Genomic DNA, 22,826 nt, shown 5'->3' with positions numbered 1-22,826 from the left:
TTCCAGAATCGGAAGCCAGGATGCGTGGCCGGCTTTTTGAGCGGGCACATTAATTCTTGGATATACCGGTTGGGTAGATCCGGCTTCGTGTAGTTTTACTACATTTCGCTGGCGATTTCAGCTCTTGCGAACGATTCAGTCGTGGCAAAACTACAGTCAAATCAGGCGTGAGCCACACGCGGCGGGCTTTCCCCGGGGCTTCGTCGGTTTTCCAACAGGCCCAAAGCCCGCCGAAAAAGGATAGACCATGAGCCTGCCCGCGCTCGTCTCTTTGCCAGCCCCCCTCGCGTCAATCGCCCAGCGCGCCGAGCAGTCGCTGAGCCAGGCCTTCAGCCAGCTGTCTGCCAAGGCGGCCGACGACTTCGCGGCCTGGCCGCTATCGCGCAGGGAGCATCTGCAACGAGTGGCCGCCACCAGCGATTTCGTGACCCAGCAGGGGCTGCGCGACCCGCAGATGCTCCTCGACCTGGCCGGCAGCGGCGAGCTGGAACGCCGCCTGGCGGCCGGCGAGTTGCGTGGGCAACTCGCCGAGCAACTGGCCGAGTGCACTGACGAAAACGCCCTGGCGCGCAGCCTGCGACGCTTTCGCAATCGCCAGCAGGTGCGCATCATCTGGCGGGACATCAGTCGTCAGGCGGACCTGGTGGAAACCTGCCGTGATCTTTCCGGTCTTGCCGATGCCTGTATCGACCTGGCCTATCGATGGCTATACCCCCGGCACTGCGAGCAGTTCGGCACGCCGGTCGGGGGCCGTAGCGGCGAGCCGCAGCACATGGTCATCCTCGGCATGGGCAAGCTCGGTGCCTTCGAGCTGAACCTGTCGTCGGATATCGACCTGATCTTCGGTTATCCAGAGGGGGGGGAAACCCAGGGGGTCAAGCGGCCGCTGGATAACCAGGAGTTCTTCATTCGCCTCGGCCAGAAGCTGATCAAGGCGCTGGATGCCATGACCGTCGATGGCTTCGTGTTCCGCACCGACATGCGCCTGCGCCCCTACGGCTCTTCGGGCGCGCTGGTGTTCAGCTTCAACGCGCTGGAGCAGTACTACCAGGATCAGGGCCGCGACTGGGAGCGTTACGCGATGATCAAGGCGCGGGTGGTCGGCGGTGATCAGCAGGCTGGCGCGCAATTGCTGGAGATGCTGCGGCCGTTCGTCTACCGGCGTTACCTGGATTTTTCCGCGATCGATGCCCTGCGCACCATGAAACAGCTGATCCAGCAGGAAGTGCGTCGCAAGGGCATGGCCGAGAACATCAAGCTCGGCTCCGGGGGCATCCGCGAGGTGGAGTTCATCGCCCAGGCCTTCCAGTTGATCCATGGCGGCCGCGACCTGAGCCTGCAGCAGCGTTCGCTGCTCAAGGTGCTCGACACCCTCAAGGGGCAGGGTTATCTGCCTGCCCAGGCGGTCGACGAGTTGCACGCCGGCTATGCTTTCCTGCGTTATACCGAGCATGCCCTGCAGGCCATCGATGACCGGCAGACGCAGATGCTGCCGGACAATGACGAGGATCGCGCGCGGGTGGCGTTCATGCTGGGTTTCCACGGCTGGGAGGCCTTTCATGAGCAGTTGATGCACTGGCGCGGGCGCATCGACTGGCACTTCCGTCAGGTCATCGCCGATCCGGACGAGGATCAGGACTGCGGCGAGGAACCCATGGTCGGCGCCGCCTGGCTGCCGCTGTGGAACGACGATCAGGATGAAGAAGCCGCCTGCCGGCAGTTGGCCGAAGCCGGCTTCGCCGATGCCCCGGCCGCCTGGCAGCGCCTGGTAGGGCTGCGCAACGGCAATCAGGTGCGGGCCATGCAGCGCATCGGTCGCGAGCGCCTGGATGCCTTCATTCCTCGCTTGCTGGCCGCCACGGTGGAGCAGGAGCGGCCGGATCTGGTGCTGGAGCGCGTGCTGCCGCTGATCGAGGCGGTGGCCCGGCGCTCCGCCTACCTGGTGCTGCTCACGGAAAATCCCAATGCCCTGCTGCGCCTGCTGACCCTGTGTGCGGCCAGCCCGTGGATCGCCGAGCAGATCAGCCGTTTTCCGCTGCTGCTCGACGAACTGCTCAACGAAGGGCGCCTGTTCAGCCCGCCCCAGGCTTTGGCGCTGGCTGCCGAGCTGCAGGAGCGGCTGACGCGCATCCCCGAAGAGGACCTGGAGCAGCAGATGGAAGCCCTGCGCCATTTCAAGCTGGCCCATGGCCTGCGCGTGGCGGCATCGGAAATCGCCGGCACGCTGCCATTGATGAAAGTCAGCGATTACCTGACCTGGCTGGCCGAGGCGATCCTCGATCAGGTGCTTGCCCTGGCCTGGCGGCAGATGGTCACCCGGCATGGCACGCCGCAGCGCCCTGACGGCAGCCTGTGTGCGCCGGACTTCATCATCGTCGGCTATGGCAAGGTCGGCGGTATCGAGTTGGGCCATGGCTCCGATCTGGACCTGGTGTTCATCCACGATGGTGACCCCCAGGCCGAGACCGATGGCGCCAAGCCCATCGACGGCGCGCAGTTCTTCACCCGCCTGGGGCAGCGCATCATCCATCTGCTGACCGCGCAGACCAACTCCGGCCAGCTCTACGATGTCGACATGCGCCTGCGCCCTTCCGGCGCTGCCGGCCTGCTGGTCAGTTCCCTGGGTGCTTTCCGCCGCTATCAGGAAAGCGAGGCCTGGACCTGGGAGCACCAGGCGCTGGTGCGTGCCCGGGTGCTGGTCGGCTGCCAGCGGGTGGCGGCGGCGTTCGCTGAGGTACGCACCAGCGTGCTGGCCCGCGAGCGCGAGCGGGCAAGGCTGCAGGCCGAGGTCAGCGAGATGCGCGCGAAGATGCGCGACAACCTCGGCACCCGCGCCACTGCCGCCGGTACCGCCGAGAACGCTTTCGATGCAGCGGCGGCGTTCGACCTCAAGCAGGATGCCGGAGGTATCGTCGATATCGAATTTATGGTGCAATACGCGGCCCTGGCGTGGTCGAAGCAGCATCCGGTGCTGCTCGAATTCACCGATAACATCCGCATTCTGGAAGGCCTGGATCGGCTTGGTCTGCTCCGCGATGGCGAGGCGACCCTGCTGCAGGACGCTTACAAGGCCTACCGCTCTGCAGCACACCGGCAGGCGTTGCAGAAGCAGCCCGGGGTGGTGGGTGGCGACCAGTTTCACGCGCACCGACGCAACGTGATGCGTATCTGGCGTGAACTGGGCCTGAGCTGATGAGCGTCGCTCGCCCCATGCCCCTCAATCCATTGCACCGCTGAGCTTATGAATATTCTGATCATCGGCCCTTCGTGGGTAGGCGACATGGTGATGGCGCAGACATTGTTCCACTGTCTGAAACGGCGCCACCCCGATTGCGCCATCGACGTGCTGGCGCCGGAGTGGAGCCGCCCGATCCTCGAGCGCATGCCCGAAGTGCGTGAAGCCCTGAGCTTCCCGCTCGGTCATGGCGTGCTGGAGCTGGCCACGCGGCGGCGCATCGGCAAGTCACTGGCCGGCCGCTATGACCAGGCGATCCTGCTGCCCAACTCGCTGAAGTCGGCACTGGTGCCGTTCTTCGCCGGTATCCCGCTGCGCACCGGCTGGAAGGGCGAGATGCGCTACGGCCTGCTCAACGACGTGCGCACCCTGGACAAGGCGCGCTACCCGCTGATGATCGAACGCTTCATGGCGCTGGCCTACGCACCTGGTGCCGAGCTGCCGCAGCCGTATCCGCGGCCTTGCTTGCGCATCGACCCGGCAACCCGTGAGGCGGCGCTGGCGAGCTTCGGCCTGAGCCTGGATCGTCCGGTGCTGGCCCTTTGCCCCGGCGCCGAGTTCGGCGAGGCCAAGCGCTGGCCGAGCGAGCATTACGCGCGTGTCGCCGAGCACAAGATCCGCGAAGGCTGGCAGGTCTGGCTGTTCGGTTCGAAGAAGGATCATCCGGTTGGCGAGGACATCCGTTCGCGGCTGATTCCGGGGCTGCGCGAGGAGGTGATCAACCTGTCCGGCGAAACCAGCCTGGCCCAGGCCATCGACCTGTTGTCCTGTGCCGCTTCGGTGGTGTCCAACGATTCCGGGCTGATGCACGTGGCCGCAGCGCTCGAGCGTCCGCTGGTGGCGGTCTATGGCTCGACGTCGCCGCAGTTCACGCCGCCCCTTGCCGAACAGGTGGAAATCATCCGTCTGGGCATCGAGTGCAGCCCGTGCTTCGACCGCACCTGCCGCTTCGGTCATTACAACTGCCTGGTGCAGCTCGAGCCGCGCGTCGCCGTTGATGCGCTGGATCGGCTCGCTGCCCATCCGGTCGAGGTATAGCGGCGGATGCGAGTGCTGTTGATCAAGACTTCTTCGCTGGGCGACGTGATCCATACCCTGCCAGCGCTCACCGACGCAGCCCGGGCCATTCCCGGTATCCGCTTCGACTGGGTGGTGGAGGAGGGCTTCGCCGAGATTCCAGCCTGGCACCCGGCGGTCGCCCAGGTGATTCCGGTCGCTATCCGCCGCTGGCGCAAGCACCCGCTGCAGGCCCTGTTTGGCGGCGAGTGGTCGCGCTTCAAGAAACGCTTGCGCGACACCCGCTACGACCTGGTGATCGATGCCCAGGGCTTGCTCAAGAGCGCCTGGCTGACCCGTTACGTCAAGGCGCCGGTAGCCGGCCTGGATCGCAACTCTGCACGAGAGCCGGTCGCCACGCGCTTCTACGATCGCCGCTACAGCGTGCCGCGCGCCCAGCATGCCCTGCAGCGCACTCGGCAGCTGTTCGGCCAGGCCCTGGGCTACAGCGTGCCTGCCGGTCTGGGCGACTACGGTTTGAACCGTGCCCAGCTTGCAGACCCGTCATCGCGCCCTTATCTGGTGTTCCTGCACGGCACGACCTGGCCCAGCAAGCATTGGCCGGAAGCCTACTGGCGCGAATTGGCCGAGCGGGTCAGCGAGCAGGGCTGGTCGATTCGCCTGCCCTGGGGCAACGAGGTGGAGAAAGCACGTGCCGAGCGTATCGCCGCCGGTATCGACGGTGCGGCGCTGCTGCCCAGGCTCAACCTGGCCGGCGTTGCCAAGGTGATCGCCGGTGCCCAGGCCTGCGTCGCCGTGGATACCGGCCTTGGCCACCTGGCCGCCGCGCTGGACGTGCCTTGCGTGTCGCTGTACGGGCCGACGTTGCCCGGCCGGGTCGGCGCCTACGGCCGCGCGCAGATTCACCTGTGTGCCACTGGCCCGGATGCCGGCAAGGGCGACCGCGACAAGCCGTGCTTCGATGATTTGCTGCCGCAGCGGGTGTTCACCGAGTTGCACGCGTTGCTGCTGGACATGGGGATAGACTGATGCCACACAGCGAAGGGCCGATGCGCCTGGCTTTCATCCTCTACAAGTATTTTCCTTTCGGTGGCTTGCAGCGCGATTTCATGCGTATCGCCCTGGAATGCCAGCGCCGCGGCCATCAGATTCGCGTGTATACGCCGATCTGGGAGGGTGAGGTTCCCGAGGGTTTCGAGGTGGTGGTGGTGCCGGTCAAGGCGCTGTTCAATCACCACCGCAACGAGAAACTCACCGCCTGGGTGCAGGCGGATCTGCGCCGGCGCCCGGTCGACCGCGTGGTGGGTTTCAACAAGATGCCGGGGCTGGACGTGTACTACGCTGCCGACGGTTGCTTCGAGGACAAGGCGCAGACCCTGCGTAACCCGCTGTACCGCCGCTGGGGCCGCTACAAGCATTTCGCCGAATACGAGCGGGCGGTGTTCGCGCCCGAGTCGCGCACCGAGATTCTGATGATCTCCGAGGTACAGCAGCCGCTTTTCGTCAAGCACTACGCCACGCCGGCCGCGCGCTTCCACCTGCTGCCGCCGGGGATTTCCCAGGACCGTCGCGCGCCGACCAATGCCGCCGAGATCCGCGCCGAATTCCGCCGCGAGTTCAAACTGGCCGATGACGACCTGCTGCTGGTGCAGATCGGCTCCGGCTTCAAGACCAAGGGGCTGGACCGCAGCCTCAAGGCGTTGGCCGCTCTGCCGTCGGATTTGAAAAAACGCACCCGGCTGATCGTCATCGGCCAGGACGACCCGAAACCGTTCCTGCTGCAGATCACCGCACTGGGCATTGGCGATCAGGTGCAGATCCTCAAGGGACGCAGCGACATACCGCGCTTCCTGCTGGGCGCCGACCTGTTGATTCACCCGGCGTACAACGAAAACACCGGTACCGTGCTGCTGGAGGCGCTGGTAGCGGGTTTGCCGGTGCTGGTGACCGATGTCTGTGGCTACGCCCATTACATCCGTGATGCCGATGCCGGTCGCGTGGTGCCCAGCCCCTTCGAGCAGCAGGTCCTGAACCGCAGCCTTGCCGAGATGCTGGCGGATGCCGAAGGCCGTGCTGTCTGGCAACGCAATGGCCTGGCATTCGCCGATACCGCCGATCTGTACAGCATGCCGCAGCACGCGGCCGACGTGATTCTGGCACCGCGCCCGTGAGCAATACAGCTGCTCTGGCAACCATCGACCCTGTGGAGCGTCGCTTTGGCGCCGTTCCACAAGGTTGCCGTCGCCTTCAGCATTCGCCGCGAGGGTGCGGCTCCTACAGGGGGGCTTATGCAACTGATTCTCGCTGAACCATTCAAGTCCTTATGGGCCGGCAAGGATGCCTTCGAAGAAGTGGAGCACCTGCAGGGGCAGGTCTACCGTGAACTGGAGGCGCGTCGTACGTTGCGTACCGAGGTCGACGGCAAAGGCTACTTCGTCAAGATTCACCGCGGCATTGGCTGGGGCGAAATCCTCAAGAACCTTACCACTGCGCGTTTGCCGGTGCTCGGCGCCGGCCAGGAGTGGAAGGCCATCGAGCGCCTGAGCGCCGTCGGCGTGCCGACCATGACTGGCGTGGCCTATGGCGAGCGCGGCAGCAACCCGGCGCAGCAGCATTCCTTCATCGTCACCGAAGAACTGGCGCCCACCGTGGACCTCGAGCAGCTGACCCTGGGCTGGGCGCAGCAGCCACCGCAGCCAGGGTTGAAGCGGGCACTGATTCGCCGTGTTGCCGACATGACCGGGCGCATGCACGCGGCCGGGGTCAATCACCGCGACTGCTACATCTGCCATTTTCTGCTGCACACCGACAAGCCCTTCAATGCCGGGGATTTCCGGCTGTCGGTGATCGACCTGCACCGCGCCCAGTTGCGTTCTGCCGTGCCGCGGCGTTGGCGTGACAAGGACCTGGCCGGGCTGTATTTTTCGGCGTTGAATATCGGCCTGACGCAGCGCGATTTCCTGCGTTTCCTCAAGGGCTATTTCGCCGCTGTCGGCAGTGCACGTTCGCTGCGCCAGATCCTGCGTGACGAAGCCGCACTGTTGGCCTGGCTGCAGCGCAAGGCCGAGCGTTTGCTGTCGCGCTATGCACGCAAGTACGACACGGGAAGCCGCCATGAGTGAGTGGCGCGTTACCGCCCTGGCGACGCCAGAGGCTGCCAGGGCCTTCGCCACCCTGGATGCCGTGTTCGCCCTGCAGGGCGAGCCGATCACCCGTGACCCGTTGTCGGACGTGATCCGCGTGGAGTTCGACGGGCTGCGCTATTACGTCAAGCGCTACCACGGCGCGGGCAAGGGCGCCCGGCGCTTCATCGGCAGGCCGCGGGTCAAGGCCGAGTGGCAGAACCTCAAGCATTTCGCCGCCTGGGGCATTCCCACCGCGCCGATTGCCGCCTATGGCCTGGAGCGCAAAGGGGGGGCATTCGACCGCGGCGCGCTGATCACCCTGGAACTGGTCGATACCATGGACATGTGGCGCCTCGCCGAGAGCCGCGATGGGCGCCTGCGTGATCGTGCCTGGGTCGAGGATGTCAGCAGCCAATTGGCCAAGGCCACGCGCACCCTGCATGACCACCACTTCACCCACAACGACCTGAAGTGGCGCAACCTGCTGGTCGACGAGCACCGTCGCCTGTATTTCATCGACTGCCCGACGGGAGCATTCTGGTGGGGGCCGTTTTTGCGCAGGCGTATCGTCAAGGATCTGGCTTGTCTGGACAAAGTCGCCAAATACCACCTGTCACGCACGCAGCGGCTGCGCTTCTACCTGCAATATCGGCGTCGCGAGCGCCTCAACGACAGCGACAAGCAGCGCATCGGTCAGATCCTCCGCTATTTCGAGGGCAGAGAATGAAAGACTTCATCGACAGCGAGGATGGTTCGCTGCTCGAGCGCCACAACCTGGCCAGTTTCGAGACGTTGTGGGCGCTCGAACTGCATGCGGTGGACGAGCCCAACGAGGCGCCCCGGGGAGGCTGGAGTTCGGTGTACCGGCTCGACCTGGACGGCCATGGTTACTACCTCAAGCGCCAGAGCAACTACCTGACCCGCAGCCTGGAGCGTCCGCTGGGCGAACCGAGCCTGGCCCGAGAGTTCCGCAGCATCCGCCGCTACAGCCGGCTGGGCATCCCGGCCATGAGCGCGTCGTTCTACGCCGAGCGGCGCATCGCTGGCGAGCGCCGGGCCATTCTGCTGACCCGGGCGCTGGATGGCTGGCAGGACCTCGACAGCTGGTTGCCGGGCTGGGCGATGCTGGCTGCCGAACAGCGTCTGGCCATCGTCACCGCGTGCGCTACCTTGGCCCGCCTGGTGCATGACAAGGGGCAACTGCATGGTTGTTTCTACCCCAAGCACATTTTCCTGCAGCCCCGCGGTGACGGCTTCGCGGCCCAGCTGATCGATCTGGAGAAAACGCGTCCGCTGTTCTTTGGCGAGCGTGACCGTGTCAAGGATCTCGAGCCGCTGTTGCGACGTGCCAACTCGTGGCGTGACGAAGATCGGGTGGCTTTCCTGATGGCCTACCTGGGCAGTGAACAGAACGTGGATCATTGGTTGCAGCGCCTCACGGCGCGTTTGAAGGACAAGGCTCAGCGCCCATGAAACTCGCTTTTCTGACCGACGCGGGACGTAGCCCCGAACTGCCGTTGCTGATCGAAGCGCCGGCAGGCCAGACTCTCGAACTGCACAGCCTGCTGCGTGTGTTGCCCGGCCAACGCTATGTGGGCCGGGCGCAGTGGCAGGGGCGTGCGGTGCTGGCCAAGTTGCTGGTCGGCGGCAAGGCCGAGCGGCATTACGCCCGCGAGCTGCAGGGCGTCCAGTTGCTGGCGCAGCAGGGATTGTGCACCCCGTCGCTGCTCGATCATGGCTCCACCGCCGGGCAGGGCGGCTGGTTGCTGTTCGAGTTTCTCGAGCATGCCCGCAGCCTGGCCGACGACTGGCAGGCCGTGGCCGATCAGCCCTGGTTGAGCGCTGCCCAGCAGCAGGTGTTGGGCGACGCGCTGGGCATCATCGCCGAGCTGCACGGCAAAGGGCTCTGGCAAGAGGACCTGCACCTGGACAACCTGCTGCGCGACGAGGGCCGGCTGTATCTCATCGACGGCGCAAGCATCCGTGCCGAAACCCCCGGGCAGCCGTTGTCGCGCGACAAGGTGCTGGCCAATCTGGGGCTGTTCTTCGCGCAATTCCCCGGCACCATCGACAGCGTTGTCGAGGAATTGCTGGTGCATTACCTGCTGGTCAATGGCGAACATGCCCTGCCGCTGGAGGCGCTGCTCAAGGCCGTGAGCAAGGCGCGGTCAGCGCGCATGCAGGCCTTCATGGGCAAGCTTGGGCGCGAGTGCACGGCCTTTCGCGCCTGCAGCAGCGCCTCGCGCCTGCAGGTGGTGCGGCGCGAGGACGATGCACTGTTGGCGCCGTTGCTGGCCAATCCGGACGCGGCGATTGCCGCCGGGCAGCCGCTCAAGCTCGGCGGCTCGTCTACCGTGGTACGCGTCGAGCAGGCCGGCCGGCAGTTGGTCATCAAACGCTACAACATCAAGGGATTCGGGCACTGGCTGAGGCGCTTCTGGCGACCGAGCCGTGCCTGGCACAGCTGGTGCGAAGGCAATCGCCTGGATTTTCTCGGCATCGCCACGCCCAGGCCGCTGGCCGTGCTGGAGCGCCGTCGCCTGTGGCTGCGCCGCCAGGCCTATCTGATTACCGAACACACGTCGGGTGTGGATATAATCGCCCGTTTCGCGGCCTGCCAGGCAGACGCGTTGCCGCCCGAGGCGGACTTGCAGGCGCTGGAGGCCTTGTTCGCGGCACTGCTGCGCGAGCGCATCAGTCACGGCGATTTCAAGGGCAGCAATATCCTGTGGCAGGCTGGCCGCTGGGCGCTGATCGATCTGGATGCCATGCAGCATCACGGTAGCGCCAGCAGCTTCGAGGCCGCCTACGCTCGGGATCGCGCGCGGCTGTTGCGCAACTGGTCGGCAGACAGCGCCCTGTATCAGGAGCTGGACCGGCGTTTACCGACCATCACCTGAGCCCGTGTCAGGCGGGCTTGGCGAGACCAAACAATCGCGCGTGTCGGCGTTCGGCACACGCACTAAGAGGTTTTATCCGTGGCATTGACGATTCTCGGCCTTTCCGGCGCCCTCAGCCATGATCCATCCGCGGCGTTGTACATCGACGGCAAGCTGATCGCGGCCGCCGAAGAAGAACGCTTCGTGCGCGACAAGCACGCGAAGAACCGCATGCCCTACGAGTCGGCGAAGTTCTGCCTGGAACAGGCAGGCATCAAGCCGGCGGACGTCGACGTGGTGGCGATTCCCTTCGCCCCCATCAGCCTGTTCGGCAAGGCGCGCTGGCACTACGCCAAGCGCTACTGGTACGCCCCGGATCGCGCCCTCGACGCCATACTCATGGGTAACCGCCGCTACAAGCGCTATCGCAAGAAGATCGTCTGGTGCCTGGAACAACTGGGTTTCGATGCCAAGAAGGTCAGGATCGAGCCGGTCGAGCACCACCTGGCTCACGCCGCCAGCGCCTACCACTGCTCGGGGTTCACCGAGAAAACCGCGATCCTCGGTATCGATGGCAAGGGCGAGTACGCCACCACCTTCTTCGGTTACGGCGAGAACGGCCGCATCCACAAGATCAAGGAATTCTTCGATCCGGACTCCCTGGGTGGCCTGTATGGCGCGGTCACCGAGTTCCTCGGCTTCGAAATGCTCGACGGCGAATTCAAGGTCATGGGCATGGCGCCCTATGGCGATGCCAGCAAATACGATTTCTCCCGCCTGGCAACGTTCGAGAACGGCGAACTGGTGATCAACACCGACTACGCCAACGTCATCGGCCTGCGTCGTCACAAGGAGAAGGGCAAGGGCTTCTATTTCTCGCCCAAGCTGATCGAATGGCTGGGGCCCAAGCGTGAAGGCGATATCGCCGACGATCCCTACATCCACTATGCCGCCAGCATGCAGGCGCTGTTCGAGAAGCTGGCGCTGCAAATGATGGATTACTACCTGGGTGACATCATCCGCGAAACCGGCAAGATCGCCTTCGCCGGCGGCTGTGCGCTGAACGTCAAGCTCAACCAGAAGATCATTGCCCGTCCCGAGGTCAAGGAGCTGTTCGTCCAACCGGCTTCCGGCGACGCCGGTACTGCGGTCGGCGCCGCTGCCTACGTCTCCCACAAGCGTGGCGTGCCGGTGGAGAAGATGGAGCACGTCTACCTCGGCCCGGCCTACTCCAACGAGGATGTCATCGCCGCCTGCGCACGCCACCCGAACGCGCCGACCTGGCAGCAGATCGACGATACGCCGCAGCGCATCGCGCAGATCATGGTCGACGGCAACCCCGTGGCCTGGTTCCAGGGGCGCATGGAGTTCGGCCCGCGCGCCCTTGGCGGTCGCTCGATCATCGGTTGCCCGAGCATTCCCGGCGTGGCCGACCGTATCAACGAACAGATCAAGTTCCGCGAGCGCTGGAGACCCTTCTGCCCGTCGATGCTCGACACCGTCGCCGAGCAGATGCTCAAGGTCGACCACCCGAGCCCGTTCATGACCTTCACCTTCGAGGTCAACGATGAATGGAAGGAGCGCGTCAGCGAAGTCGTCCACGAAGACGGCACCTCCCGTGCCCAGGTGCTCAAGCGCGAATTCAACCCGCGTTGGTACGACCTGATGCTGGAACTGGAAAAACTCACCGGCAACGGCGTGTCCCTTAACACCTCGCTCAACCGCCGTGGCGAGCCGATGATCTGCTCGCCCACCGATGCGCTGAACATGTTCTTCGGCTCGGATCTGCAGTACCTGATCATGGAAGATATTTTGGTGGTTAAGGACAGTGCCCTCAATAGTGATGTGGTCAGCGGCGAGGCGCTGTAAGGGTGTCCATTGCTCAGGTGCGATTGAAGGCGCTGCTGTTCAACGACACTTCTTCTGAAAATCATCACGGCTGCCAGCTGGTGATGCGGCAGATTTTCACCTTGGCCGGGCAGGCGGGTATGGATATCCAGCGTTCCTGCCCGATGCACCATGACTGGCAGACAGACGTGGATCTGCAGCGCGACATCCGCGCTGCAGATCTGTGCCTGGTCAATGGTGAAGGAACCATGCACGACGACGCCCCGCTGGCGATGCGTTACGGGGCTCTTGCCCGCTATTGCCGGAAGCATGGGATTCCCTGCTTCCTGATCAACTCGGTCTGGCAGAACAACGACCGGCTCAACGCCGACGCTGACTGTTTCACCAAGCTGTTCGTGCGCGACACGATGAGCAAGGCCGCGCTGGCCGATGTTGGCGTATCTGCGGATGTCGTGCCCGACCTGACATTGTCTTACCGGCACACTACGTCCAACGACCTGCGCCACGGCATACTGGTCAATGGCAGCGTGATAGATGAGCGGCTTCTCGAGGCGTGGCGTACAGCCAAGGCAAGGCGTGATCTGCGCTACGTGAGTATTCGTACTCTTGCGCCTCTGCAACTGGGCAAGGGATTCGACTTCTATCTGCGCAAGAACCTGCGCAAGCGCCTGAAGGCGCTCCGGCGCATCGCTGCGAGTTACTTCTATTGCTACCCTGCAAACCTGCCGGCTCCTCTGATCGACAGGCTGCGCTGGCGTCATGCGGTGCTGTCGACCCATCGATTCCTCGCTCTTCTCGGTCGCTCGGAGGGTGTGATCACCGGACGTTTCCACCTGGTGACGCTGTGCCTTGTCACCGGCACGCCTTTTTTTGCCCTCCCGTCCAATACCCACAAGATCGAGGCCTTGCTGGCACACGTGGGCTTGGCCGAGCGTCTTCAGCCGTCATACGAACAGGCTGTCAGTGCTGCGGATAAGATCGCTTTCAGCGAGTCCGAGCTGGCGAGCATCGAGGTTTTTTTGCAAGAGGCTCGGATGCAGGCAGAGGCCATGTTCCGTGAAATGGCTCAACTTGTCAGAGCCGCCAGCACCCCTGACCAGCGCTGAGGTCAAGCCTGCGAAAATACTTACGGCCCGATGAATGTATTCGCTTGCGTGCGTATTCGTCGGTATTGTGATGCGCACGCTTTAACCAAGCTCTTGAGCTTCATCCGCCGCTCCAGGACGTCTTGTCCTTAATCGATCGGAAACATTGAACCTGTCGGTCTTGTCAGTTTTCTCAATGGCGTCAGTCCAGAAAAGTTTGACCAGGTATTTCGGGTGCCGTGGCCCGAGGCCTGAATGCCTGATCGAGCGCTGACTATTGCACGCCCTGCTTCGCAGTGCCTTTCGTCACCGTTACAGAGCCAAAAACGATGAATACTAATAAGACGAGTCAGGCATGGGTGTTACAGATATGCCATGGCTACGATGGGCCTTTCCTTGATTGTGCCCGGCAATACGGGGTGCTTTTCGCGAACACACCCTACAAGGTAATGACCGTTTACCTGACCGGCGAATACAACGCCGAGGTGGAGCAGGGCTCCGCCTCTGATGAGGTGGTATTTCTAGGTTATTCAAGCAAGGCCCTGCGAGGCCTCAAGCTCGGCGCAGTGAATGCCATTCGTCGCATTGCCGCTGAGCGTAATTTTGCGCTGTGCATCGCTCATCGCTCCAAGCCAGCATATGTCGCGCTGCTGGGTACGAAGCTTCCGGTGATTGGCATACACCACGCGTTCGGAGACTATGAGCGCCGCTCACGCCGGCTCTTCGCCAATCTGTTCCGCAAGCGCTTGTATCTGTTCGGCGTTTCTGACGCCGTACGCGATGATCTGCGTGCCGACCTGCCAAGCTGGCCGTCGCAGCGAATTCAGACCCTGTATAACCGCATCGATTTGCAGGCCGTACAGGCCGAGCAACTGTCCCGCTCTGCCGCGCGTGAAGCCCTAGTGCTGCCTGAGCATGCCTGGATAATCGGCAACGTGGGGCGGCTGCATCCGGATAAGGACCAGGCAACGCTCATTCGTGCCTTCGCTGACGCGTTGCCCACGTTGCCGGAGGACAGTCTGTTGGTAATCGTTGGTAAAGGTCGTCTGGAATCCGAACTCAAGGCTTTGGTGGAAACGCTGGGCATCAGTCAGCAGGTTCGTTTCCTTGGCCAGGTTCCTCAGGCTCGGCGCTACTTCACCGCTTTCGACACATTCGCGCTCAGCTCGGATCACGAACCGTTCGGCATGGTTCTGCTTGAGGCAATGGCGGCAGGCTTGCCTGTGGTATGTAGCGATTGCGGTGGCGGGCGTGAGGTGGTTGGCGAGAAAGGCCAACTGTTCACCTTTGGCGATTGGCATGCGCTGTCTAAGAGTCTGCAGAAAGTCGCGTCTGCGAACCAGGATGAGCTCTATCGACTTCGCGAGGACATGCGTAAACGGCTGGAGAGTCGATTCGTCGACTCTGCCGTAGCGCCTCATTTCTTCAATGCATTGTCTGCGTGGCCAGCATGTCGTCTGTGACCGAGGCGATACGTTCCAGTCGTCCACTGGTCAGCGTTATCGTCCCTTGCTACAACTACGGCGCTTATGTAGGTGATGCGCTACGCAGCATTCTGCAGCAGGACTATGAGGTCATAGAGCTGATCGTCGTCGACGATGGCTCTACCGACGACAGCGCCTTGCGCATCGAGGAGGCTCTGCAAGGCTGGCGAGAGTATCCGAATGTTCGCAGGGTGGAGTTCGTCCGTCAGGATAATCAGGGTGTCAGCGCTGCCCTCAACAAAGGGCTTGAACTGGCCCGCGGAGAGTTCGTGGCGACCTTTGATGCGGACGATGTGATGATCCCTGGGCGTCTAGCCTTACAGGCTGAGCATCTTCTCGCACATCCCGAGGTGGGCTGTCTGGGAGGACGTGCCTTGCGAATCGATCAGCAGGGGCAGGCTCTGCCAAAAAAAAACAAGCTTCGCAAGGTACGGCGTTATGACTTTACCCAGGCGCTGGCCGCTGCGCTGGTGGTCGGTGGTAATCTGGTGATGTATCGCCGCGAGGCGATGATCGCGGCAGGCGGATATGATCCGTCACTGCGCGTACAGGATTTTCAGATGACTCTGAAAACGGCCCATGCTGGTTACTTCATCGATGTGCTTCCCGATGCAGTCACGCTGTATCGTAAGCACGGCAATGGCCTGTCGGGCAATTATCTGGCCGAATACCGTTATGGTATGCAGCTACTGGATCTTTATCGTGAGCATCCCGCCTACGAATCGGGAAAAGCGCGTCTGCTCACCAAGATACTCGGGCCTGCGGTCACTCATGACAAGCGCTTCGCCTGGAGCCTGCTTGCCGAGATTCCCTTGCGTCAGTGGGATCGCCAACTGCTCAAGCGTTTTCGCCATCTTCTGTTCAAGCGTCAGCGTTCTGAGCTGCATGGCTGAGTATCCGCTCACCAGTACGTGACTATTGCCCCCGCAGGGTGAAAGAATTCGATATGCCTGGCGCGGTCCTGTAGCGCTGCGGCCCGTAGCTTTTTGATGGATAACGACTCATGTTGCAGATGCCAACGGCGGACGCGCTGGCTAAGAGCAAGCGCAAGTACCTGATCATCGACGGTATAGGTGGTGTACCACTTGGCCGTGAACTGTTCGACGCGTTTCTGCAGGCCGGTAGCCAGGCCGTCCACTGGGACGCGCTGAAGCAAAAGCCCAGACACTGGTATGGGTTGTCTTCGGCGCTCTTCAAGGCACGCAACAAGACGCGAGATCGGGAGGGTTTCTCGCACCTGCCACGTTTGCCTCTGGAGCCACTGCGCCGATTGCTGGAGCGGGAAGCACCGACCCACGTTCTGGTGGTCGGCTTTCTCTATAAGCACTACGACGTCGCCCGAGTGGCTGAAATGGTGCGCAGCGCTGGCGCCCGCTTCATCCTCTACGATACCGATAGTTGCAACCTCTATTCCAAGCGCCGGGAATTCCTGTATTTCATCGAAGAAGAGCTGCCTCGCTATGACCGGCTATTTTCGTTCTCTGAAACGACCACGCGCTTCTTCCGTGAAACGCTTGGCCTCGAGGCACTGCACCTGCCGTTTGGGGCAGTAGTGGTGCCTGAGCGACAAATAGAGAAGGATCGTGATGTTTTGTTTGTCGGCAGTGCCGATTTGCGCCGGGTTTTTTTGCTGGAAAACATCCGCGAAACGCTGTCCATACGCGGCAATCGATGGCGCCGCAATTACGCGCTCATGTCCTCGTCACTGCGCCAATGCGTCGATGATCGGCCCGTCTGGGGTGAAGAGCTCCAGACCTTGTTGCAGAGCTCGCGGATAGTACTGAACATCACTCGATCGGATTTCTATGGTGCCGAGACCGGCGTGAATCTGCGAATCTTCGAGGCGGTAGCGGCAGGCTGTTTTCTGTTGACCGATTATTGCGATGAAATCGCTTCGCTGTTCACCCCGGGTCAAGACATTGAGGTGTTTCGATCCGGAGCGGAGTTGAACGACAAGGTCCGCTACTACCTGGCGAATCCGCAAGAGCGCGAGCGCATCGCGCAAAATGGTCGGGCACGTTTTCTCGAACAACATACCTGGGCAAATCGCGTCGAGCGTATTCTTGCCTGTGATTGACCCATGGCTTCATCAGGCTTGCCCTGTACTCCCTGAGATTGTGTTTACTTATGACTGATTCTGTTGCGGACTCGCCTGAGTTACCCACTTGTTTCGATGTGGTAATTCTCAGCTTCGCCAAGGATGAAGCCTTGCGCCAGGTTACTGAGCATTGTCTGGACTCGCTGGTCGCGTCGGAAAACCCGGCGAAGATTCGCTTCCGTGTCTGGGTGCTCGAGTCGAATGCCGACAGCCCGGTGTATCGGCAGCCTGGCGTGACGACTCTGTATCCCAACACGGTTTTCAATTATCACGCCTACATGAATCTGGGGATCAGAGAAGGCCAGGCACCCTACGTCGCCATCTGCAATAACGACCTGTCGTTTCATCCCGGTTGGGCATCCGAGCTGCTAGAGGTATTCAACGGTGATCCTGGTGTCAGCAGCGCGAGTCCGGCGTGTTCCCTCCATCATCCGCGCAATGGCTTTGCTCTCCATAGCGGTGTTTATCCCGGTTATGGGGTATTGCGCGAGATATCCGGTTGGTGCCTGGTGTTTCGTCGTTCGATTCTGGATGTCATTGGCGAGCTGGATGAGCGTTTCTACTTCTGGTACGCCGACAACGATTATGCGCTGACGCTGCAGTCCCGCGGGCTAAGGCACGTTCTTGTCACCTCGTCCGTCGTCGATCACCTCGATAGCCGGACCTTGAGCACGCATACCTCTGCCCGGCAGTGGTTGATGACCAAGCGCTCCAAGTACACCTTCGAAGAGAAGTGGCATGGCAAAGGGTGGGGTTACCTGACGCGTAAAAAACTCAAGCTGTATCTCAAGTTCCCGCTCTATTATTTCGGATTGAAGAAAATCAAATGACAGGCCGTCCTCTCATGCGGAGCATCATTTGATCTCCGTCGTCATCTGCAGTGCCCAAGCGGCCCGTCTGCAGGCAGTTGCCAGCAACATTGCATCGACCATCGGGAGCGAGTACGAACTGATCGCGCTGGACAATAGCGTCGAGGGCCGCGGGCTATGCGAGGTCTATAACGAAGGTGCGTCTCGAGCCAGCCATGAGTTCATTTGCTTCGTCCACGAAGACGTCGAGTTTCTGAGCAGCGGATGGGGGCAGCTTGCGCTCTCTCATTTCGCGGGCGACGCCGAGCTGGCAATGATTGGCCTTGCGGGAAGCCGCTATAAGGCAAGAGTTCCATCCGGCTGGCACAGCGGGGACGAGCAGGATCTGTGCATCAATGTGCGCCACGGTGCTTCACGTGAAGTCGCGACACTGGCCTTCGCCAAGCCCGATGCGCATGCTGCAGCAAGCTGCGTTCCCGTCGTTGCGCTGGATGGTGTGTGGATGTTCGTCAGGCGCTCGGCCTGGGCCGCATCCCGTTTCGACGAGCGCTTGAGAGGTTTTCATTTTTACGACGTCGACTTCAGCCTGCGCGTTTCCCAGGTCGGAAAGGTTGCTGTGGTTTTCGACATCGACCTGCTGCACTTTTCCTTGGGCAGTTTTCGTGAGGCCTGGGCGCTGCACGCGCTCGCCTATGCACAGGATCCGCCTTTCCCGATGCCGCTGCACAATCTCTCTGAGATGAGCAGCGTGCAAATCCGCCGCAAGGAAGCGTTGGCGGTACGCTACTGGCTGCGCTTGTTGAGGCGCGCCCAGATGCCGTTATCGATTCGCCTGCGATGGCTGGCAGGCGTGAGGATTCGACGATATCCCTCGCTCTGGCGTTTGGCGCTCAAGTTCCTGTTGCGTTGATGCTCTGGTGGGTGATTTCGCCGTAGCGAAAGAGCGAAGCACCTAGAATGTAGTCGGCAAGCTTGCGGACATCCGCAGGTGATCGGAGTAGGTCGACTATTTCCTCGGCATTCGAAAATGCGGGCAGATCCTGAGCATCGAGATTCAGGCTAGGTGCACGGTAAAGAGCGCAGGGAACATCGAACAGCGTCACTTCGAACAGGCTGGTGGTGTTGAAGCCTATGGCCAGATCATAACGCTGTGCGGATAGCGCCTCTGTCAAAGTCGCGCTGTCGTCGAGCGTCGCGTATGCAGGCAGCGCTGCGATGAGTGCGGCATTGCCTGCAAGCAGCGGGTGCAGGCGGATGGTCAGGTGGTAGTCCTCCGGCAGTCGGGCCAGTTCATTGAGAAGCTTCACGCTGTCCGCTACATAGCGCTTCCCTGGCAGCAGACAAAGGATATGCGTACCAGTCGCAGCAGATGGCTCGTCTGTCACCGATTGACGGTGCGGAGGGTTGATGTAGCCCGCAACCTGCATGTTGAAACCGGGCACCTGGTCACGATCACGATGAAATGCATCTATTTCTGCTCTGCAGAACTCACTCCAGACCAGTAGCGTCTGCGCGGTGACATTTTCATAGTTGATGATGTCGATGGGGCATTCGTTACGGTAGCGGTGATAGAGGCCATGTTGTAGCGAATAGGTCGTGATACCACGCTGTCGGCAGGCGCTGACAAGAAAACACTCGGGTATGTTCGCGCTGTTGTAACTGATCAGCGAGGTTATCCGCTCCGTGATTCCATATTTGTCGATGGCTTTCATGTGCTTGATGGTGTAACACACCGCGCTGAATATATAGAGCCGCTCCACGAAGGGCTGTTTGCAGGTGCGGACTATCTTCAGCGCCGCATACATGGCCGACCAGTCCAGGGATTTGTAGGCATCTTCCTTGATGGAGGGTACGTAGCTGGTGCTGAGCTTCCTGCCGGATGCCAGCCTGCAGCCTATATCCAGAGCCAGGCGCGTCTGGTCTTCCCGGTCGCAGTGCCAGATGTAGGTATCTCCCACCAGTTCGCCGCGATGGCTATAGCGTGGCGTCAAGCGGAGCAACTTGATGGCCCTGCGTATTTTCTTCAGGATAGGCCGGTTGTCGAAGAACAAGTGGGCCAGTACGGCTGAGGCAGGGTTGCAGATGCTTCGTCCTGCATAAGTGGCGAGCCTGAGATTTTCTTTCGTTTTAGCGTAGAGGCTGTACATGATTCGACCTGTGAGGCAGCGCTGCGCTGTAATCGAAAAAACTGATGCGAAAAATACGGCGTGTTCTTTCTTGCGAGATACGGATGCTTTGCAAGGAGATGCTGCGTGGGGAAGCTAATAGTTTTTCAGAAGGGCAGTCTTCAGCGCAAACAAATCAGCGCATTACTCACGCTTTTCGAGGGGCTGATCGAGTTTGCGCCTGGTCGTGCCGTGGCGAAAATATATCGTGAGAATGATTCGGTCTTCGTCAAACGCTATAGGCGTTCTATGAAGCCCTGGTGGAGGCGGATTCTGCGCAGGGCGTATCGTTCTCCACTGCGAAGCGAGGCCATGCTGCTTTCTAGGCTGCAGGTCCTGGATTTTCCTGCACCGAAGCTGCTCATGTACGCCGAGTCCCGTCGCCCGGGCTTCCACGAAAGCTTGCTGCTGACCGGCTTCCTTCCGGGGGTGCCTCTTGCCACCCTTAGCGGAGATGAATTGCTGGCAGGCGCGCGTCAGGCCTTGGCGTTGTTAGGGCAATTGCATGCCCATGGCATCGTTCACGGTGACTGCAATCCATACAATTTTCTGGTTTCAGAGCATGCCCATCTACTGGATTTTGAGCGGGCCGGGGATTTTACCCAGCATGGGGCTGTAGAGGATTTCAAAAAGATCATGCTCCGCTTGGCTGATCTCGGGCTGGATGAGTCGAGCCTCTCCGAGGTCGCGGGCGCTTACAGTTTTGGAGTCGGTGCGCCGGTTTTCGATGTGCAGGCTTCGCTGCTTGAGCTGCGTAGTATGGTTGTAGTCCGTAAGCCGACGCGCTGGCGTCCACCTCAAGAATTGCGCATCGCTGCGCCTGTCGATTGAACAGCGAATCGTGATCCGCTCTCCAGAGGCAGGGCTATCAATGCTTGCTCGGGACAACTTGGCTCACCTGCCTCCAGGTCGATTTGGTTGCAGGTTCCCTGATGGTACAATCCTGCGCTTCGCCCCAGAGCCAGCATCTCATGCCTGATCCAAGCGCTAACCCGTCGTCCATCTCCAGTTTCAAGCTGTACATGCGGCTGCTGAGCTACATGAAGCGTTACTGGTTGATGTTCGGGATCAGTATGGTTGGCTACATCATCTTCGCCTCTACTCAGCCAATGTTGGCAGGCCTGCTCAAGTATTTCGTTGATGGGCTCGCCGCACCTGAAGCCGGGGCGGTCGAACTGCCACTGCTGGGTAGCATGCAATTGCTCTACGGCGTACCGCTGGCATTGCTGCTGATCACCATATGGCAGGGCCTTGGTTCTTTTCTCGGTGGGTATTACCTGGCTCGGGTTTCCCTCGGCCTGGTTCAGGATCTACGTATTGCGCTGTTCAACAACCTGTTGACCCTGCCCAATCGCTATTTCGACAACCACTCCACGGGCTATCTGATCTCCCGTATCACCTATAACGTCGGTTCGGTGACAGGAGCGGCCACTGACGCGCTCAAGGTCATGGTGCGTGAAGGCCTCACGGTGATATTCCTGTTTGGTTACCTGCTGTGGATGAACTGGAAGCTGACCATGGTCATGGTGGCCATTCTGCCGCTCATTGCCCTCATGGTGAAAAGCGCCAGCAAGAAGTTTCGCAGCCAGAGCCGAAAGATTCAGAGTGCCATGGGCGAGCTGACGCACGTATCGTCCGAGACGATCCAGAACTATCGCGTGGTGCGCAGCTTCGGCGGCGAGCGCTATGAGCGCGAGCGCTTTCATGAGGCCAGCGAGGACAGCACCCGCAAGCAGCTGCGAATGACCCGAACCAGTGCGATCTACACGCCTAGCCTGCAGCTCGTGAACTATGCCGCGATGGCGTTTCTGATGTTTCTGGTGCTGTTCCTGCGGGGTGACGCCAGCGTCGGTGACCTGGTTGCCTACATCACCGCGGCGGGGCTTTTGCCCAAGCCGATTCGTCAGCTGTCCGAGGTCAGTTCGACCATCCAGAAAGGGCTGGCCGGTGCTGAAAGCATCTTCGAGCAACTGGACGAACAGCCAGAGCCGGATCAGGGGACCCTGGAGAAGGAGCGGGTAGCCGGGGCGCTTGAGATTCGTCAGCTCAGCTTCACGTATCCAGGTACCGAAAAGGCCGTATTGCAAGACATCAGCTTCACTGTCGAGCCAGGGCAGATGGTCGCGTTGGTCGGTCGTTCGGGGAGTGGCAAGTCAACATTGGCCAATCTGATTCCGCGGTTTTACCAGCATGGCCAGGGACAGATTCTGCTCGACGGCACGCCGGTAGAAGAATACCGCGCGGAAAACCTGAGAAAACATATCGCTCTGGTCACTCAGCAAGTCTCGCTGTTCAATGACACCGTGCTGAACAATATCGCCTACGGTGACCTCCGACACTTGCCCCGCGAGGACGTCGAGGCGGCTGCGCGTGCAGCCTATGCCAGTGAGTTCATTGAGTTGCTTCCGCAGGGGTTCGACACCCGGGTGGGGGAGAACGGAGTCATGCTTTCCGGTGGCCAGCGGCAGCGTCTGGCCATTGCCAGGGCGCTATTGAAAAGCGCCCCCCTGTTGATTCTGGACGAAGCCACTTCTGCCCTCGATACGGAGTCGGAGCGCTATATCCAGGCTGCTCTGGACAAGGTCATGGAAGGACGCACAACGTTGGTGATTGCGCATCGGCTGTCCACTATCGAGAAAGCCGACCTTATTCTGGTAATGGATCAGGGCCGTATCGTCGAGCGAGGCACCCATGAGTCGCTACTGGCGAGCAACGGCTACTATTCGCGTCTGCATGCGATGGGGCTGGATGATGAAGATAAGGATGTTGTCGAGGTTCCCGAGCGGCCGGCGAGCTGATTTCGGGGGCGTCGGTTACCGACGGTGCGTCATGGGAAGGTTTTTTAAATGAGTTCCCATGTGCTGATTTCGCTAGTCATTGCAGGCAAGTGAGGTCTTTTGGGCCACAGGTCCTGGGACAATGCATTCTTTGATGCCGACTCAGCGCCTACGATATGCGTCAGGATTGCACTGATATCATCGTGCGGCGCTCCGCTAGTAGGCAGGCTTTGCGGGCGCAATCTGGGCAGCAGGTGCATTGCGCCATTTTTTGAAATTTCACGTGGAATTCACAATGAGTTAC

At 61.1% G+C, this 22,826-nt stretch carries 18 protein-coding genes; 17 read left to right on the top strand and 1 reads right to left on the bottom strand.

Features of this window, described 5'->3' with window-relative positions:
• Positions 1-247: 247 nt before the first annotated feature.
• The 15 genes from glnE (at position 248) to BLR94_RS24840 (ending at position 18,490) form a co-directional block, all read left to right on the top strand.
• Entirely contained in the window at positions 248-3,193 is a 2,946-nt protein-coding gene (gene glnE, locus BLR94_RS24910) for a bifunctional [glutamate--ammonia ligase]-adenylyl-L-tyrosine phosphorylase/[glutamate--ammonia-ligase] adenylyltransferase (RefSeq protein ID WP_084308605.1), read from the top strand.
• Between the two features lie 48 nt (positions 3,194-3,241).
• A complete protein-coding gene (gene waaF, locus BLR94_RS24905) occupies positions 3,242-4,273 on the top strand; it encodes a lipopolysaccharide heptosyltransferase II (RefSeq protein ID WP_084308604.1) in 1,032 nt (343 codons plus the stop codon).
• Between the two features lie 6 nt (positions 4,274-4,279).
• Positions 4,280-5,281 carry a lipopolysaccharide heptosyltransferase I gene (gene waaC / locus BLR94_RS24900; protein ID WP_084308603.1) on the top strand — a complete coding sequence of 334 codons (1,002 nt, stop codon included), beginning with the start codon at positions 4,280-4,282 and terminating at the stop codon, positions 5,279-5,281.
• A 20-nt stretch (positions 5,282-5,301) separates the two neighbouring features.
• Positions 5,302-6,423, top strand: a complete 1,122-nt coding sequence (locus BLR94_RS24895; protein WP_084308625.1) for a glycosyltransferase family 4 protein — start codon at positions 5,302-5,304, stop codon at positions 6,421-6,423.
• A gap of 117 nt (positions 6,424-6,540) precedes the next feature.
• Complete coding sequence (gene rfaP / locus BLR94_RS24890; protein WP_084308602.1) at positions 6,541-7,374, top strand: lipopolysaccharide core heptose(I) kinase RfaP; 834 nt, start codon at positions 6,541-6,543, stop codon at positions 7,372-7,374.
• Positions 7,367-8,104 (top strand): lipopolysaccharide kinase InaA family protein, encoded by a 738-nt coding sequence (locus BLR94_RS24885; protein ID WP_084308601.1) that lies wholly within the window; start codon positions 7,367-7,369, stop codon positions 8,102-8,104. The genes rfaP and BLR94_RS24885 overlap by 8 nt, the downstream gene beginning before the upstream one ends.
• Complete coding sequence (locus tag BLR94_RS24880; protein WP_084308600.1) at positions 8,101-8,850, top strand: lipopolysaccharide kinase InaA family protein; 750 nt, start codon at positions 8,101-8,103, stop codon at positions 8,848-8,850. The genes BLR94_RS24885 and BLR94_RS24880 overlap by 4 nt, the downstream gene beginning before the upstream one ends.
• On the top strand, positions 8,847-10,277 hold the full coding sequence (locus BLR94_RS24875) for a lipopolysaccharide kinase InaA family protein (RefSeq protein WP_084308599.1): 1,431 nt from the start codon (positions 8,847-8,849) through the stop codon (positions 10,275-10,277). Before BLR94_RS24880 ends, BLR94_RS24875 begins: the two co-directional genes overlap by 4 nt.
• Positions 10,278-10,355: 78 nt before the next feature.
• Positions 10,356-12,125 (top strand): carbamoyltransferase family protein, encoded by a 1,770-nt coding sequence (locus BLR94_RS24870; protein WP_084308598.1) that lies wholly within the window; start codon positions 10,356-10,358, stop codon positions 12,123-12,125.
• Positions 12,126-12,127: 2 nt separating this feature from the next.
• The gene (locus BLR94_RS24865; RefSeq protein WP_084308597.1) at positions 12,128-13,210 is read left to right on the top strand and encodes a polysaccharide pyruvyl transferase family protein; all 1,083 of its coding nucleotides are present in this window, start codon (positions 12,128-12,130) and stop codon (positions 13,208-13,210) included.
• A 308-nt stretch (positions 13,211-13,518) separates the two neighbouring features.
• On the top strand, positions 13,519-14,652 hold the full coding sequence (locus tag BLR94_RS24860; RefSeq protein ID WP_084308596.1) for a glycosyltransferase: 1,134 nt from the start codon (positions 13,519-13,521) through the stop codon (positions 14,650-14,652).
• Positions 14,640-15,566: a glycosyltransferase family 2 protein gene (locus tag BLR94_RS24855; RefSeq protein WP_084308624.1), complete on the top strand. Its 927-nt coding sequence runs from the start codon at positions 14,640-14,642 to the stop codon at positions 15,564-15,566. The genes BLR94_RS24860 and BLR94_RS24855 overlap by 13 nt, the downstream gene beginning before the upstream one ends.
• Positions 15,567-15,676: 110 nt before the next feature.
• The gene (locus tag BLR94_RS24850) at positions 15,677-16,750 is read left to right on the top strand and encodes a CgeB family protein (RefSeq protein WP_208601369.1); all 1,074 of its coding nucleotides are present in this window, start codon (positions 15,677-15,679) and stop codon (positions 16,748-16,750) included.
• 50 nt (positions 16,751-16,800) lie between these two features.
• Positions 16,801-17,601: a glycosyltransferase family 2 protein gene (locus tag BLR94_RS24845; RefSeq protein WP_084308595.1), complete on the top strand. Its 801-nt coding sequence runs from the start codon at positions 16,801-16,803 to the stop codon at positions 17,599-17,601.
• 28 nt (positions 17,602-17,629) lie between these two features.
• Positions 17,630-18,490 (top strand): glycosyltransferase, encoded by an 861-nt coding sequence (locus tag BLR94_RS24840; protein ID WP_084308594.1) that lies wholly within the window; start codon positions 17,630-17,632, stop codon positions 18,488-18,490.
• Here the strand turns inward: BLR94_RS24840 and BLR94_RS24835 are convergent.
• Complete coding sequence (locus BLR94_RS24835) at positions 18,471-19,727, bottom strand: hypothetical protein (protein ID WP_084308593.1); 1,257 nt, start codon at positions 19,725-19,727, stop codon at positions 18,471-18,473. The genes BLR94_RS24840 and BLR94_RS24835 overlap by 20 nt on opposite strands.
• A 105-nt stretch (positions 19,728-19,832) precedes the next feature.
• Between BLR94_RS24835 and BLR94_RS24830 the strand changes: the two genes are divergently transcribed.
• On the top strand, positions 19,833-20,576 hold the full coding sequence (locus tag BLR94_RS24830) for a lipopolysaccharide kinase InaA family protein (protein WP_084308592.1): 744 nt from the start codon (positions 19,833-19,835) through the stop codon (positions 20,574-20,576).
• Between the two features lie 140 nt (positions 20,577-20,716).
• Positions 20,717-22,543 carry a lipid A export permease/ATP-binding protein MsbA gene (msbA, locus tag BLR94_RS24825; RefSeq protein WP_084308591.1) on the top strand — a complete coding sequence of 609 codons (1,827 nt, stop codon included), beginning with the start codon at positions 20,717-20,719 and terminating at the stop codon, positions 22,541-22,543.
• Positions 22,544-22,826: the final 283 nt, after the last annotated feature.

It is taken from the genome of Phytopseudomonas flavescens, assembly GCF_900100535.1.
Taxonomy (GTDB): domain Bacteria; phylum Pseudomonadota; class Gammaproteobacteria; order Pseudomonadales; family Pseudomonadaceae; genus Aquipseudomonas; species Aquipseudomonas flavescens.
The sequence above is the reverse complement of the archived record's forward strand: the minus strand, read 5'-3'. Positions and strand labels throughout refer to the sequence as shown.

Bases quoted from the DNA above. Each gene is read 5' to 3' on its own strand.
- msbA (WP_084308591.1), top strand. From the start codon at position 20,717: ATGCCTGATCCAAGCGCTAACCCGTCGTCCATCTCCAGTTTCAAGCTG.
- waaF (WP_084308604.1), top strand. From the start codon at position 3,242: ATGAATATTCTGATCATCGGCCCTTCGTGGGTAGGCGACATGGTGATG.
- BLR94_RS24855 (WP_084308624.1), top strand. From the start codon at position 14,640: ATGTCGTCTGTGACCGAGGCGATACGTTCCAGTCGTCCACTGGTCAGC.
- BLR94_RS24880 (WP_084308600.1), top strand. From the start codon at position 8,101: ATGAAAGACTTCATCGACAGCGAGGATGGTTCGCTGCTCGAGCGCCAC.
- waaC (WP_084308603.1), top strand. From the start codon at position 4,280: ATGCGAGTGCTGTTGATCAAGACTTCTTCGCTGGGCGACGTGATCCAT.
- BLR94_RS24875 (WP_084308599.1), top strand. From the start codon at position 8,847: ATGAAACTCGCTTTTCTGACCGACGCGGGACGTAGCCCCGAACTGCCG.
- BLR94_RS24895 (WP_084308625.1), top strand. From the start codon at position 5,302: ATGCGCCTGGCTTTCATCCTCTACAAGTATTTTCCTTTCGGTGGCTTG.
- glnE (WP_084308605.1), top strand. From the start codon at position 248: ATGAGCCTGCCCGCGCTCGTCTCTTTGCCAGCCCCCCTCGCGTCAATC.
- BLR94_RS24850 (WP_208601369.1), top strand. From the start codon at position 15,677: ATGTTGCAGATGCCAACGGCGGACGCGCTGGCTAAGAGCAAGCGCAAG.
- BLR94_RS24835 (WP_084308593.1), bottom strand. From the start codon at position 19,727: ATGTACAGCCTCTACGCTAAAACGAAAGAAAATCTCAGGCTCGCCACT.
- rfaP (WP_084308602.1), top strand. From the start codon at position 6,541: ATGCAACTGATTCTCGCTGAACCATTCAAGTCCTTATGGGCCGGCAAG.
- BLR94_RS24860 (WP_084308596.1), top strand. From the start codon at position 13,519: ATGAATACTAATAAGACGAGTCAGGCATGGGTGTTACAGATATGCCAT.
- BLR94_RS24885 (WP_084308601.1), top strand. From the start codon at position 7,367: ATGAGTGAGTGGCGCGTTACCGCCCTGGCGACGCCAGAGGCTGCCAGG.
- BLR94_RS24845 (WP_084308595.1), top strand. From the start codon at position 16,801: ATGACTGATTCTGTTGCGGACTCGCCTGAGTTACCCACTTGTTTCGAT.